We start from the raw sequence: 15,024 nt of genomic DNA, 5'->3' as shown, positions 1-15,024 counted from the left end.
ATAGTCTTTACAGGCCGGCCACGTCCTGTCGCTGACCCCGGTCACCGACGCCAACGACAAGGCCACGGTGCGCACAGCATCGCCACAGGCGGACGGCGACTTGATCGCCGTGGCCGGCTACGACCTTGACGTGACCTCGGTGCTGTACGGCAGCCGCACCGTCACCGACCAGAGCCGTCAGGGCAAGACCAGGGTCGTCACCGCCACGACCACCCAGGACCTCGACCAGCAGGCACTCACCGCCGGCCACGACGTCAACCTGACCGCCGCCAAGCTCGACGCCGGCAACGGCCTGGCCGTGGTCGCCGGCAACGACCTCAACAGCAGCACCCTGACCATGGTCGACAGCAGCACCAACCTGCAGACGCGCAAGCATTTCAATGACACGGCACCAAGATCGGTACGGCAGCAGCCCGCAGAGCCGAAACTCTCAAGCAGTATGCTTCGCCCCTGACCAGTAAGAAGCCAATACCATGACCGACACCGCCGCCGTTCCCGTTCTCTCCGCCATCGAAGCCCGCGCCCTCGGCTGCCTGATCGAGAAAGAGGCGACCACGCCGGATGCGTATCCGCTCACGGTCAATGCGACGGTGGTGGCGGCCAATCAGAAGACCTCGCGCGAGCCGGTGATGTCGTTGAGTCCGGGCGATGTCCAGCATGCGCTGCGGCAACTGGAGGGGCGCGGGTTGGTGCGGCAGCAGTTCTCTTCGCGCGCCGAGCGCTATGAGCATCGGTTGGCGTCGGCGCTGGATCTGACCCAGCAACAGGTGGCCTTGCTCGGCCTGCTGCTGTTGCGCGGCCCGCAGACGGTCAATGAGTTGCTGACGCGCGCCGAGCGCATGGCGCGCTTCGCCGATGCGGACGATGTCCGCCATCAGTTGGAACGGCTGGCGCAGCGTCAGTTGGCGGTGCAGTTGCCGCGTGCCAGCGGGCAGCGCGAGGACCGTTACATGCACTTGCTCGCTGGTCCGGTGGATGCGGAGGCGCTGGCGGCCACGTTCAAGGCGCGGCCGACCGCCTCGGGCAACGATGAGTTGGAAGGGCGGGTGCAGGCGTTGGAGGCCCAGGTGGCGGAGCTGCGCGAGATCGTGGCGCAGTTGCAGGCGCAGCTCGCGCACGAGTGACGCTGCGTGGATGGGCTTCTAAACGAAGCCTCTGGTTAACCAAAGAACGCTCACTTGTAGGAGCGGCGGCAGACCCCCCCAAAAAAAACCGCGGCAAGGCGCGTTACTACAGGTGCCCTAAACATCAAGGCACGCACCAAGCGCAGCGCCCCGGGATCGCAGGATCACCCCATCTCCACCTGCGGAATCACCGCCAGCATGTCGGTGACACCGACATCGGCACCCGCCTGGCTCAGCAGGGTGGTGGCCTGGCCACGATGGTGGGTCTGGTGGTTGAAGAAGTGCAGCAGCAGGTCGCCGAAGCGCCGGCCGTGCGATTCGCCTCGGGTGTTGCGATAGCGCAGCGCCACGTCGAGGTCGTCGGCATGCAGTTGCGACATCCACTCGGCGATCGTCGCATCCAGGGACTCGCGTTGCGTCCGCAGGTCCGCCAGGCAGTCGGCCTGCGGCGCATCCAGGGCGGTGGGGACCGGCGTGGCGGCGATGGCCTGCAGCGCCGGGTGCCGTGCCGGATGCTGGGCGAAGCGCTGCAGCCAGATCGTATCGGCCACCACCAAGTGGTTGAGCGTGCCCAGCAGCGACCCGAAGAAGGCGCCGCGCGGCTCGGTGATCGCGGCGTCCGGCAGGGTCGCGGCCGCGGCGTAGAGACGCTGGTTCATCCATTGGCTGTAGTTGGCGAACAGCCGCAGTGTGTGCAAGGTGTCCATGCTCAGGCGTGCTCCTCGGGTGCATCCAGCTCGCAATGATACAGTTCGACCTCGGTTGCCTCCGGACTCAGGCGCACCCGCCCCTGGGCGACGAAGCCCAGCGCGGCGAGCAGCCGCAGCGAGCGCGCATTGCCCGGAGCCACGATGGCGTAGACGCGCGGCAGCGCGAGCACGGTGCGCGCGTAATCCAGCACCGCGCACGCCGCCTCTCTGGCGTAGCCCTGGCCCGCATAGGGTTGCAGCAGGGCATAGCCCAGATCAGGGGCGGGCAGGGTCGGTCGCAGCACCAGCCCCGCCACACCAAGCCAGGCGCCGTCGTCGCGACGCTCCACCGCATACAGGCCGAAGCCGTGCTCGGCGTAGCTGCGCACCGAGCCATCGGCGAGATAGCGGCTGGCCTGCGTTTCGTCGCGCACGCCGCGGTCGCCGATGTGCGCCAGGAAGCCGGGGTCGTTGAGCAGGGCCAGCATCGGCGCGGCGTCGCGCGCGGGGTCCAGTCGGCGCAGTACGAGGCGCGCGGTGGCGATCACGGTGGACATGCGGCGTTCCTGCGGGTCGGGGCGCCAGCGTGGCGCCGTCGCCACGGCTTGGCAAGGCGCAGGCGCAGCGCGGTTCCCGGCGTAGACGCTCCGAATGCCGTGCGTCCGGAAAGCACGAATGCCCCTGCGCAAATGCCTTACACCCGACATCCCGGTCGCATGTAACAAACGTCTAGTTAACAGCTTCACATGGGGTGCCGGTATTCTGACGCCCATGCGACCCATCCCCCGTCTCGCCACCTTCCTGTCCCTGCTCTCCCTGGCCGGCCTCGCCGAGGCCCGTGGCGTCATCGAAAAGGTGCAGATCCAGGGCCTGAACAAGGACGAGGACGCGGCGATGATCGAGAACATCCAGGTCTCGCTGTCGCTGTACGACGCCATCGGCAAGGACCAGGGCGAGTCGCGCCTGGAGTACCTGCTGAGCCAGGCCGAACGGCAGACCCGGCAGGCGCTGGAGCCGTTCGGCTACTTCACTCCCAAGATCACCGTCGACGCGCCACGCCAGGACGACAAGCTGACCGTGGTGGTGCACGTGGACAAGGGCGAGCCGGTGCGGGTGCGCAATTTCCAGGTGGGCATCACCGGCCCGGCAGAGGACGACCGCTACCTGGGCGAGGACCTGAAGAACTTCCGGCCGCGCAAGGGCGACATCTTCGTCAGCAGCGTCTACGAGACCAGCAAGGTCACCATCACCCGGCGCCTGGCCGAGCGCGGCTACTTCGATGCCGACTTCACCCAGCGCAAGGTCGAGGTGACCCGCGCCGACCACGCCGCCGACATCGACCTGAGCTGGGACAGCGGCCGCCGCTACAACATGGGTCCGATCCGCTTCCACCAGGACTACTTCAACCAGAAGCTGTTCGATCCGCTGGTGTACTGGAAGGAAGGCAGCTACTACCACGAGGGCAAGCTCGACCGCCTGCGCGAGTCGCTGGTCAAACTCGACTACTTCAGCGTCATCGACATCCAGCCCAAGCCGGAAGAGGCCGACGCCAACGGCGACGTGCCGGTGGACGTCAACCTCACCCGCGCCAAGCGCAGCATCTACACCGCCGGCCTCAGCTACGGCAGCGAGAGCGGCGCCGGCGTGCGCCTGGGCGTGGACCGCCGCTACGTCAACGCGCGCGGGCACAAGCTCAGCACGCAGCTGGACTACGCGCAGAAGCGCAAGAGTTTCATCACCAGCTACCGGATCCCGGCGTTCCGCTGGCTCGACGGCTGGTACACCACCTCGCTGCGCGTCTACGACGAGCAGACCGACTACATCGACCTGCGCAACGTCAAGCTCACCGGCAGTCGCAGCGGCCAGATCAACGAGCACTGGACCGCCATCGCCTCGATCAACGCGCTGCGCGAACGCTGGCGCTACGCCACCGACGAGGTCTTCGACGGCGCGCTGTACCAGACCTCGACGCTGTTCTATCCGCAGATCGAGGCCGACTACGTCGGTGTCGACGACAAGGTGTTCCCGCGCAAGGGCTTCAGCGGCAACATCAGCCTGCGCGGCGGCGCCGAGGGTGTGGGCTCGGATGCCAGCTTCGTGCAGGCGCACATGCGGGTGAACTGGTTCCACGGCATCGGCGACAACGACCGCCTGATCCTGCGCGGCGAAGCCGGCAGTACCTGGACCGACGCGCTGGTGGCGATGCCGCCAAGCCTGCGGTTCTTCGCCGGCGGCGACAACAGCATCCGCGGCTATGCGTTCCGAGAAGTCGGCCCGCGCACGCCGCGGCCGGACCGTTTCGCGCTCGGCGCCAAGCACATTCTCACCGGTAGCGCCGAGTACGAGCATTACTTCAAGGGCGGCCCGTGGGGTGGTGCGGTGTTCGTCGACAGCGGCAGCGCCTTCGACGACACGCCGGACTGGCACACCGGCGTCGGCTTCGGCCTGCGCTGGCGCTCGCCGGTCGGCCCGGTGCGGGTGGACATCGCCCATGGCTTGAACGATCCCGACTCGCAGTTCCAGCTCTATCTCAACATCGGAGCCAACCTGTGAGCGCGCCGATCGAGCCGACGTCGCCCACCGCACCGCCGCCGCGGCGCCCGCGCTTCTATCGGCGCAAGCGCTTCTGGTGGGGCTCGGCGCTGACCATTGCCGGCCTGGTGCTGCTGGCGGCGATCGCGCTGTACTGGCTACTGCAGACCGTGGCCGGGCGCGACGTGCTGCTGGCGCAGGTGGTGGCGCGGCTGCCGGCCGGTTCGACGCTCACCTGGGAACGCGCCGAAGGGCCGCTGGCCGGTCCGCTGACCCTGCACAACCTGGACTTCCGCTACAACGAGATCCACTTCACCGCCGAGCGCGCCTATCTGGAGCCGGACATCCGCCCGCTGCTCGGGCGCAAGCTGCAACTGGATGCGCTGGAGCTGACCAACGCCACGCTCAACCTGGCCAAGAGCGACGAACCGTTCGAACTGCCGCGTTGGCCGCAGTCGCTGCCGCAGATCGAGGTGCCGCTGGCGCTGCAGGCCGACCGCATCGCCATCGATGGCCTGCGCATCACCCAGGCGCAGCAGCCGATGATCGACATCCGCACGCTGCGCGGCGGCGTGGAAGTGGCCAACGGCGAGTTCCACGCCACCCAGGTGGTGGTGAACAGCGACCGCGGCGATTTCCGCGTCAATGGCGATTACCTGCCGGGCCAGGACTACAAGGCCGACCTCACCGCCAGCGCGGTGCTGCCGGCCGCGCGCGGGCGCACCCCGGCGCGCCTGGGCCTGGTCGCGCGCGGCGACCTGGACAAGATGGAAGTGGCCATCGCCGGCAACGCACCGGCGCCGCTGCGCGCCACCCTGGTGTTCACCGGCCGCACCGATCCGGTGTGGGAATTCGCCGCCAGCAGCAAGGCACTGGATCCGTCGCTGCTGGTGCCGCCGGCCGACGATGCGCCGGCGTCCGTGCCGCTGGCCTTCGACCTGCGCGCCAAGGGCAAGGGCGGTAACGCCGATCTGCAGGGCGAACTGTCGCGCGACGGGCAGAAAATTGTTCTTGATCCCTCGCACCTGAGCCTGGACAACCAGGTGCTCACCGTCGCGCCGCTGCAGCTGCGCGCCTTCGACGGGCAACTGCGCCTGCGCGGCACCGCCGATCTGCGCGACCCGGACAATGCGCAGCTGCGCTTTGCGGTCAACGCCAGCGGCATGAGCTTCGCCACCGCGCCGGATCCGTCCACCCCGGACGCGCCGGCGGTGCCGATCAAGCTGGTCGAGGCCAACCTGGGCGTGGCCGGCACGCTGAAGCAATGGGCCACCTACGGCGAGGCCACCGTTGCCCGCGGCAAGGACAGCGCCAACCTGCAACTGGACGTGCGCGGCGACGATCGCCAGGCGCAGCTGAAGCAGGTGCGCGCGACCATGCCCAGCGGCACCCTCGACCTGGGCGGCAACGTGGCCTGGGTGCCGGAGTTGAACTGGGACGTGCAAGGCACGCTGGCCGGGTTCGACCCGGGCTATTTCGCACCGGGCTGGGACGGCAAGCTGTCGGGCACCTTCGCCTCGCAGGGCAAGCAGTTGCCGGCGCGACCGGACGGCAGCGCCGCCGGCTATCAGGCCACGCTCGACATCCCGCGCTTGAACGGACGCCTGCGCAGCCGCCCGCTCGACGCCAACGCCAAGCTCGCCCTGCAGGGCAGCCAGGGCGAGGGAAAGCTGCAACTGAGCCTGGGCGACAGCCGCCTGCAGGCGCAGGGCAAGGTCGGCGACCAGCTCGACGTGGACGCGCAACTGCAACCGCTGCAACTGGCCGACTTGCTGCCTGGCGGCGCCGGCAGCCTGCGCGGCAGCGTGCAGGTCAAGGGCCGCCGCGACGCGCCCGATCTCACCGCCGACCTCACCGGCAACGGCCTGAAGTGGGACAGCTACAGTGCCGACAGCCTCAGCCTGCGCGGTCGCCTGCCCTGGCGCGGCAATGGCGGCGAACTGGCCCTGCGCGGCAGTGCGATCAATGCCGGCGTGCTGCTGCAGACGCTGAGCGTGGATGCGCGCGGCGCGGTCGAGAATCTGCAACTCGATGCCAAGACCGAGAACGACATGGGCGCATTGGCCCTGGCCGGGCAGGTGCGCCGCGATGGCGCGCGCTGGCAGGGCGCTTTGAACACGCTGCGTATCGCCCCGGCCAAGGGCGAACCGTGGCAGCTGCGGCAGCCGGCCAATTTCAGCGTCGCCGGCAGCGCCTTCAGCCTGTCCGAGAGCTGCCTGGCTCCGGGCAGCGGCGGCGCACTGTGCGTGTCCGCCGACTGGCCGAAGCAGGGCCTGACCCTGCGTGGCGATGCCTTGCCGCTGGCGCTGGTGCAGCCGTGGCTGCCGCCCAACAGCGGCCGCAAGATGTACCTGCGCGGCGACCTGTCCATCGACGGCAGCTTCAAGCCGGCGGGCAACGCCTGGCAGGGTTCGCTGCGCCTGGCCTCGCGCGAAGGCGGCCTGCGCCTGGGCGACAACGCCCGCGGCGAACTGCTGCGCTACGACCAGTTCAGTTTCGTCACCGATTTCAGCGCCCAGCACATCCATTCCAAGCTCGGCATCGGCTTCCAGGGCGACGGCTTCGTCGACGCCACCGTCGACACCGGCTGGGACGCGTACGCGCCGCTGACCGGCGAGATCTACATGAACATGGCGCGGCTGTACTGGCTGGAGCTGTTCTCGCCGGATCTGGTCCGGCCCAAGGGCCTGATCGAAGGCCACGTCAGCCTGCGCGGCACCCGCTCGCAGCCGGCGATGGGCGGCGACGCCACGCTCAGCAACTTCACCGGCGAACTGCCGGCGCTGGGCCTGACCCTGAGCGAAGGCAAGGGCCGCTTCGACGCGCAGCCGGACGGCTCGGCGCGCATCGTCGCCTCGGTGAAGTCCGGCGAAGGCACGCTGAATGTCGATGGCGGCCTGTCCTGGTACGGCGACCGCACGCCGCTACAGTTGAACATCCGCGGCACCAACGTGCTGGTGTCCAACACCGCCGAACTGCGCGCGGTGGCCAACCCCGACCTGCAGTTCGGCATCGCCAACAAGACCATGATGCTGAGCGGCCAGGTCACCGTGCCCTCGGCCGACATCGACCTGGAGCGGCTGGATCGCGGCACCTCGCTGTCCGAGGACGTGGTGGTGCTGGACCCGGCCGACCCCGAGGCCACGCCGACCTCGCCACTGGAGATGGACCTGCGCGTGACGTTGGGCGACCAGGTCAAGATGGCCGGCTTCGGCCTCAAGGGCGCACTGACCGGTGCCATGCAGGTGCGCTCGCGGCCGGGCCGCGAAACCACCGCCACCGGCGGGCTGGACGTCAGCGGTAAGTACAAGGCGTACGGGCAGGATCTGACCATCACCCGCGGCCAGCTCACCTGGAGCAACAACATCGTCTCCGACCCGCGCATCAACATCCGCGCGCAGCGCCAGGTCGGCGACGTCACCGCCGGCATCGACGTCACCGGCCGCGCCACCGCCCCGCATGCGGACGTGTGGTCGGACCCGTCGATGTCGCAATCGGAGGCGATGTCCTACCTGGTGCTGGGCCGCAGCCTCAGCAACACCAGCAGCGCCGAGGCCGACCAGGTCACTGCCGCGGCCAGCGCCCTGTCGGCCGGCAGCGGCCTGCTCGCCTCGCAACTCGGCGCCAAGCTCGGCTTCGACGACGCCGGCGTCAGCCAGTCGCGCACCCTCGGCGGCTCGGTGGTGGGCTTCGGCAAATACCTCTCGCCGAAACTCTACGTCAGCTACGGCGTGTCGTTGATCGGCAGCGGCTCGGTCCTGACGCTGAAATATCTGCTGGGCCGCGGCTTCGACGCCGAGGTGGAATCGAGCACGGTGGAGAACCGTGGGTCGGTGAATTGGCGGAAGGAGAAGTAGTGCGCGGCCCTGAGACGATGAAACTGCCTTGACAAATTCCGGCGGTACTGTGTAATTGACAGTGCTGCCAGCGTCGCGTTGGCACGTCTACAGGGGCAATCAATGTTCACTCAGCGGCAGGGATGGCGTATCGTCGTCCTATTCGTGTGTCTGTTCGTATCTGGTCTGCAGAACGCTCTGGCGGTTACGCCGGAGGACGAGTTTGATAAGCGGATTAAGACGGCGCAGAAAGTGCAGCCACTTAGTGGCAATCTATTTGGCGAAAATATCAGCCTATATAACGGAACGATTAAATTCCAGCACATAGACGTTGAGCAGGCCGGAGTTGGGCTGCCTATCCAGTTGGTGCGTTCTTTTGCGATCGAGACTCAACAGGAGACAGGTTGGCATGCGTTCGGTGACTGGCGGCTTGAAGTGCCAAGCATCCAGACAATTGCATCCAAAAATCCTGCAACATTTACTGGAGAGCGATGCAGCCAATTTAACAAACCAAATAGTCCTGATTATCCAGTAAATGGAAGACCGCCAACAAGCTTTCTTCCGTATTGGTGGGGGGGCTACAAATTATTAATTCCTGGCATGGATGACCAGGATTTACTAAAGCGTGATCCATCTAACGATCTCTCTCCTCAAATGATCGGCTCTAATGGCGAAAAAACGGACTTTCCTATCGTCACAAAAAAACACTGGAATGTTGCCTGCCTACAAAAAACTTCAAATGGTGAGGAGGGACAGGGATTCTTGGTGGTCTCCCCAGAAGGAACTAAGTACTGGATGGACTGGCTTATTTACCGTGACTGTCTAGACATGGTATTTGGTGAAACGGACGGCATTGTTGTGGGGCGGCGTCTGGCGATAATGATGGTGTCGCGAGTTGAAGATCGCTTTGGAAATAGCCTTTCTTATGAATATAATGCGTCCGGAAATCTAATTAAGATTACGTCCAGTGATGGCAGATCGCTATCGTTGAGTTATGAGAAGTGGCAGTATAAATCTAACTCCGATCCAGAAGAAAGGGTCACCTCTGTGACGCTAGCCGCGTCTGATGCAGAACCTAGAACCTGGAGTTATTCATATAGCAATGTTTCGGGTTCCAATGGTTTGCTGAATGTTGTTACTCTGCCAGACGGCAGTTCTTGGAAAATGGATTTTTCTGAGCTTTATACAAACTTTGTTGTTGGAAAGAGTTTATCGGTAGTTGATTACCATAACTGCATTAGTTCAGTTCGTGAGGGTTCTGGCGGCGTTAATATTAAGATTGGTCATCCATCAGGATTACAAGGAGTTTTTAATATAGCAAGTCGAGTTAGGGGGCGGTCGTATGTGCCTTTTTTTTGCGACATAAGTAGTTCTAGTGGTAGGACCGTTAGAATTCCAAGTCTATATGTTGTTTTTAATGTGCTATCAGAGCGGATATCCGGTGCCGGAATCAGTGAGCGTACTTGGAATTATAGTTACTCAGCCCCTAACAATAGCTGGAATAAAGATTGTGATGCAGGTTGCGCAGCTACCGTATGGACTGATGTGGAAGAGCCGAATGGCGCAGTTACACGATATACCTTTAGTAATCGCTTCGACTTTACGGAAAGCCAACTACTGAAGTCGGAAAAATATTCTGGTTCCGTGGGTTCCACCCTGATGCGCACGGAGAGCTACACTTATGCTACGCCAACCACTGGGCCTTGGCCTAGCGTGGTAGGTGATCCTTTAAGTGAGGGTGTTAATAATGCGCAGGTCAGCTCGCTATTTCCAATATCCAGTAAAGTCATATTTCAAGAAGGCACAGCCTATGAGTATAGCGTAAAAAACTTTGACAAATTTGCCCGAGCTATCTCGGTTACCCGCTCTAATCCTTGGTACAGCAGTAGTGATGCTATTGATTATTACGATAACACTTCGAAGTGGGTGTTGGGCCAAGTTAGTCAGCGGAAAAATTCAAATACTGGACTAGTGGAATCGAGAGTCGAATACGACTCAAATAGTTTATTGCCAGGAAAAATATACGATTTCGGTAAGCTGCAGCAAACTTTGACGTACCATCCTGATGGCACAGTAGCAACCGTAGCCGACGGGAATAATAGAGTTACTGAGTTTAACGATTGGAAGCGTGGTATGCCGCGTTCGATGCGTTTCGCAGACGGTTCTGTGGTCTCCGCTAATGTTAACGATTATGGGTTGATTACCGCTATTACGGATGCCAACGGGTACGCCACCACTTATAGTTATGACAGGATGGGGCGGATGACCGGAATCATTTATCCTGCAAACGATAGTGTCGCCTGGAGTGCCACGACGCGGACATTTGAGCAAGTTAATACCAATGAATATGGCTTGCTAGGCGTGCATTGGAGGCAAATTGAGGCAACAGGAAATGCGCGTAAATTAACCTACTTCGATGCCCTATGGCAGCCAATACTTACCCGGCAGTATGATGTCGGCAATGAGGGCGAGACGCAGCGCTTTCAACGATTTGCCTATGACTATGCTGGCCATCTCATCTTTTCCTCTTATGTTGATAGTAATTACTCTATTAATAGGGGTGCCTGGAATATTTATGACGCATTGGGCCGCAAGACCTCCGTTTCCCAGGACAGTGAGTTGTCAACGTCGACAAAACTGACGACGCTGACAGAATACTTGCCGGGCAACCAAACGCGCGTCACGGATCCGCGGGGCAACCAGACGCTATCCGGCTATCAGGTCTTCGATCGCCCAGGCTACGACGCACCGGTCTGGATACAGCACCCGGAAGGCGCCACCACCGAGATCAACCGCGACATCTTCGGCAAGCCGCTGTCCATCCGCCGCCACGACGCCAACGGCACCGTGTCGGTGACTCGCAGCTACGTCTACGACACCTACCAGCAGCTGTGCAAGACGGTGGAACCGGAAACCGGTGCCACCGCCAACGGCTACGACGCTGCCGGCAATTTGGTGTGGAGTGCGGCGGGCCTGTCGCTGCCCAGCACTACATCGTGCGATGCGGATTCCGCCTTCGCCTCCGGCCGCCGGGTCGATCGCAGCTACGACGTGCGCAACCGGATCAAGGCGCTGAGCTTCCCGGACGGCAACGGCAACCTGGCCTGGAGCTACTGGCCGGATGGGGCGGTCAAGCAGATCACCACCACCAACAACGGCGTCGCCACCTACAACAGCTACGCCTACAACAAGCGCCGCCTGTTGATCGCGGAGAGCCAGGGCCAGGCCGATGGCGAGACCTGGGCGCTGGGCTACGCCTACGATGCCAACGGCCACCTCGCCGCGCATCGCTATCCGTCGGGACAGACGGTGGACTACGCGCCCAATGCCCTGGGTCAACCGACCCAGGCGGGCAGCTATGCCACCGGCGTGAGCTACTACCCGAATGGCGCGATCAAGCAGTTCACCTACGGCAACGGCATCGTCCACACCATGACGCAGAACGCGCGTCAGTTGCCGGATACCAGCCAGGATGCCTACGGCGGCACGGCGTTCCTCAGCGATGGCTACGACTACGACGCCAATGGCAATGTTGCAGGTATCAGCGACGGCGCCACCGGCCGCAACCAGCGCGGCAACCGCACGATGACCTACGACGGCATGGACCGGCTGATCAAGGCCGAGTCGCCGATGTTCGGCACTGCCACCTACAGCTACGACGTCCTCGACAACCTGACCCATGTCGTTGCGCCGGGTCGCGACCACTATTACTGCTACGACGCCAACTGGCAGCTTACCAACGTCAAGACCGGCGGTTGCGGCGGTAGCACGGTCATCGGCATGAGCTACGACCCGCAGGGCAACCTCAGCAACAAGAACGGCCAGGCTTTCGTGTTCGACTACGGCAACCGCCTGCGCCAGGCGACCGGCAAAGAGACCTACCGCTACGACGGCAACGGCCGCCGCACGCTGGCGCTGCAGAGCGCCGGCAATATCGGCTCGCTATACGATCAGTCAGGGGCGTTGCGCTTCCAGAAGAACCAGCGCCAGTCCAAGTCCACCGACTACATCCTGCTGGGCGGCAGCTTGGTTGCCGAAGCAGACTGGCCGTTGGGGCAGATGCTTTCGGTCAAGGACTATGTCAACTGGAACCCGGTCTCCGGCGCGACCCGCTATGTGGTGGAAGAGAGCGTGGACGGCGTCACCTGGACCTCCGTGTACGACGGCAGCCAGGGCAACTGGACCTCGTTGGCCAGGCCGGCAGGGACCTATTCGTACCGGGTGACTGCATGCACGGCGGACGGCAACTGTACCGCGGCCTCGAACGTGACGCATGACCAGCGGCCTGCGGTGGATATCGTGCCGTTGCTGTATCAGCTGCTGTTGAATAGCTAAGGTGCATCTGAACTGCGATGTGCCAGCCATTGTGACCGAAACTGATTGAATGCGAGAAATCTTGTGAAACTACAGGTGCATGGAACTCTTCTGGCATTCTTGGCGCTGACCTTTTGCCAGCAGGCACAAGGAGCCGTACAGGCGATAGCTGCGGGGAAAATCATCTATGTCGAAAATGGCTGGTATGGAGAAGGGCTTGCGCTCCACACCTCCAACGACGGCCCCTCTGGATGTCCAGGGCCGCTCAATAATTTCGCGATAGACAAGAATCATCCGTCATATAAGGAGCTAACCGCGATAGTGCTGGCGGCGTATACCACCAACGCGAATGTGGAGTTCGTAGTTGACTCTGGCTCATGCCCATTCGGGAATAGCACAAAAGTGCTCTCAATAAGGTTGATAAAGTGATATCTGATCGGGTCTGCAGCCGGCGCGGTTGTAGTAGACGTTGGCATCGCCGGTTTGCCTGATCTAGTGGCTCAAAGCGAGCTGCATCGAAAACGCAAATTTATAAAACAACAGAAGTTATTGTTCGGGAGCTACTTTATGCGTTATATCCTAGCTTGGGGACTCGCACTACTCTGGATCTTTCAAAGTGATTCAGCCAATGCTCTGCAGATGATTACAGGCAAGGTGACGCAGATCGAGGCGACCTACATGCCCACACAGATTCCGTTCCTTCTTAGTGAGGGGAACCCAACTTGCCCCGCCGGAAAGCCGGTTTATTGGGCAAAGGATCAGGAGAACAACAAGGCAATCTATGCGATGTTGATGTCGGCATTCGTTAGTGGGAAACGCGTAACCTTTATCATGGACGACAACGATACATCATGTGCCGGAAAGTTCATCTATATGGTCGATTGAATTGGGTAAGGCGCAAGCCAGCCAAGGATTTGGAAAGCACGTCCATTAACGAAATAGAAGAAAGAGTCATGAGAACTACTTGGGTTGCGTTGTTGCTGTTTGTCAGTCTGGGCGGGTCAGCGTCAGCGAACGAATCGATGCAAAACGTCGACGTCGTGCAGGTGGGTACCTATCAGGCCCATGCCGACCATTTTGTCTGGCTGTCAGATACGCCAGCGGAATGCAAGGCCACATCCGGAAACCACGTCCTGCATTTTCAAGAAGACCAACCCGGCGGTAAGGCGCTGCTGGCGGTCTTGATGACGGCATTGGTGAACAAGCGCAAGATCGATGTGCAGACCAATGGCTGCGACATCGTCGAGATCTACTTGAAGTAAGCCTGCTCTGGCGGAGTCTGAATCGAGATTTCGCTGGGACGTTGCACCGTAATGTTGCTAGGGGAAGCGTTGTCGATTCGACACCCGTGAGAAAAGTCGACTCTACATCGCGTATCTATGGTTCCAACTCGCAAGGACGAGTGATGTCAAATTTCCAGGGGATTCGTGTGGCACTGCGCCTGTTGGCTGCAACCGCCCTTTCATTGTTCGTTGCCTTTGGCGCCTCGGCGCAGACGGTCCGCTATATCCATACGGATGGGTTGGGGTCTGTTGTGCTGGTGACCGACAAAGATCGGAACATTGTCGAGCGTAGTGAGTATGAGCCGTATGGAAGTCTCTTGAATCGTCCGACCACGGATGGGCCAGGCTACACTGGGCACATCATGGACGCATCGACTGGATTAGCTTACATGCAACAGCGATACTATGATCCCTCCCTAGGAAGGTTTTTGAGCTCAGATCCCGACTTGGCCTCGAAAACTCCCGGTCAGAATTTCAATCGATATTGGTATGCAAATAGCAATCCATTTAAGTTCACCGATCCGGATGGAAGGCGATCGGAAACTGAAGATCAGCGTGATCTGGACGTTCTAATCACGGGCATTGATTCGAAAAATACTCCAGCAACCATGAGTGATGGCGAGAGACTCGTGGCTGCGGCGTTTGGAGGGGTTGATTTGGTGTATGGATCGAGCGCAATGGTCGATCACGCGGTAGGTGGTTTGGTTAGTGCGGCGAATCCGTTGGATGGCCCTATCTTGGATGTTGCTGCCGGTGCTAGTATTCTAAAGGACGCAGTGCAGACTCTTGATGGTTTGAGGAGCGTTTTGAGTGCGCTCGACGGTAAAGAGCGGCCTACTACTCTAGAGCAAGCTGGTGGGATGTTTGGCGGCGAACAGGGAGCCAAGGCAGGGAAAATACTTAATACAGTTATAACCTTCCATGGAGGTGCGAAAGCCTTTGCTAATCCTGAAGGGACAGTTAGGGATATAGCCGATGTTATGAAGCCAATTTTTGAAAAAAATCCTGATTCCGATAATTAGAAGGGTGCCATGACTAAGTTGCAATGGATCAAAAACATAACTGCCGCAGTTGCATGGGTTCTTCTATTATTTTATTCTATCTATGTCCTTGCTCACAGAATTTATAATAACCTGCCATACTCAATTATAAACTTTATAATACCTGCTGTTATGCTATTCGTCGCGACCAGGGCAGTACTGAGGATAGTGAGGATGAGATCTAAGGTTTGATTTTTGCTCCCTTG

The 15,024-nt window shown here is 61.2% G+C and carries 10 protein-coding genes; 8 read left to right on the top strand and 2 right to left on the bottom strand.

The window, feature by feature from the left end:
* The first annotated feature begins 67 nt into the window (after window positions 1-67).
* Both RAB70_RS02800 and RAB70_RS02795 read left to right on the top strand, forming a co-directional pair.
* Window positions 68-454, top strand: coding sequence for a hypothetical protein (locus tag RAB70_RS02800; RefSeq protein ID WP_192578937.1), 387 nt, complete (start codon window positions 68-70; stop codon window positions 452-454).
* Between the two features lie 19 nt (window positions 455-473).
* Window positions 474-1,124, top strand: coding sequence for a YceH family protein (locus tag RAB70_RS02795; RefSeq protein ID WP_148828861.1), 651 nt, complete (start codon window positions 474-476; stop codon window positions 1,122-1,124).
* Window positions 1,125-1,288: 164 nt separating this feature from the next.
* On the opposite strand, the gene RAB70_RS02790 is transcribed toward RAB70_RS02795, so the two are convergent.
* Both RAB70_RS02790 and RAB70_RS02785 read right to left on the bottom strand, forming a co-directional pair.
* Window positions 1,289-1,831, bottom strand: coding sequence for a DinB family protein (locus tag RAB70_RS02790; RefSeq protein WP_017908590.1), 543 nt, complete (start codon window positions 1,829-1,831; stop codon window positions 1,289-1,291).
* A 2-nt stretch (window positions 1,832-1,833) separates the two neighbouring features.
* Window positions 1,834-2,370 carry a GNAT family N-acetyltransferase gene (locus RAB70_RS02785; RefSeq protein WP_148828860.1) on the bottom strand — a complete coding sequence of 179 codons (537 nt, stop codon included), beginning with the start codon at window positions 2,368-2,370 and terminating at the stop codon, window positions 1,834-1,836.
* A 214-nt stretch (window positions 2,371-2,584) separates the two neighbouring features.
* Between RAB70_RS02785 and RAB70_RS02780 the strand changes: the two genes are divergently transcribed.
* The 6 genes from RAB70_RS02780 (at window position 2,585) to RAB70_RS02755 (ending at window position 14,800) form a co-directional block, all read left to right on the top strand.
* Window positions 2,585-4,366: an autotransporter assembly complex family protein gene (locus tag RAB70_RS02780; protein ID WP_148828859.1), complete on the top strand. Its 1,782-nt coding sequence runs from the start codon at window positions 2,585-2,587 to the stop codon at window positions 4,364-4,366.
* Entirely contained in the window at window positions 4,363-8,202 is a 3,840-nt protein-coding gene (locus RAB70_RS02775; protein WP_148828858.1) for a translocation/assembly module TamB domain-containing protein, read from the top strand. The genes RAB70_RS02780 and RAB70_RS02775 overlap by 4 nt, the downstream gene beginning before the upstream one ends.
* 102 nt (window positions 8,203-8,304) lie before the next feature.
* Window positions 8,305-12,516 (top strand): RHS repeat domain-containing protein, encoded by a 4,212-nt coding sequence (locus RAB70_RS02770; RefSeq protein WP_148828857.1) that lies wholly within the window; start codon window positions 8,305-8,307, stop codon window positions 12,514-12,516.
* A gap of 546 nt (window positions 12,517-13,062) precedes the next feature.
* On the top strand, window positions 13,063-13,380 hold the full coding sequence (locus tag RAB70_RS02765; protein WP_148828856.1) for a hypothetical protein: 318 nt from the start codon (window positions 13,063-13,065) through the stop codon (window positions 13,378-13,380).
* Between the two features lie 137 nt (window positions 13,381-13,517).
* Entirely contained in the window at window positions 13,518-13,757 is a 240-nt protein-coding gene (locus RAB70_RS02760) for a hypothetical protein (RefSeq protein ID WP_148828855.1), read from the top strand.
* 143 nt (window positions 13,758-13,900) lie between these two features.
* Entirely contained in the window at window positions 13,901-14,800 is a 900-nt protein-coding gene (locus RAB70_RS02755) for an RHS repeat-associated core domain-containing protein (RefSeq protein WP_148828854.1), read from the top strand.
* The last annotated feature ends 224 nt before the right edge of the window (window positions 14,801-15,024 follow it).

The organism is Xanthomonas sontii, assembly GCF_040529055.1.
Classification (GTDB): Bacteria; Pseudomonadota; Gammaproteobacteria; order Xanthomonadales; family Xanthomonadaceae; genus Xanthomonas_A; species Xanthomonas_A sontii.
Note: the sequence above shows the minus strand (reverse complement) of the source record. Positions and strands in the feature narration are given on the sequence as shown.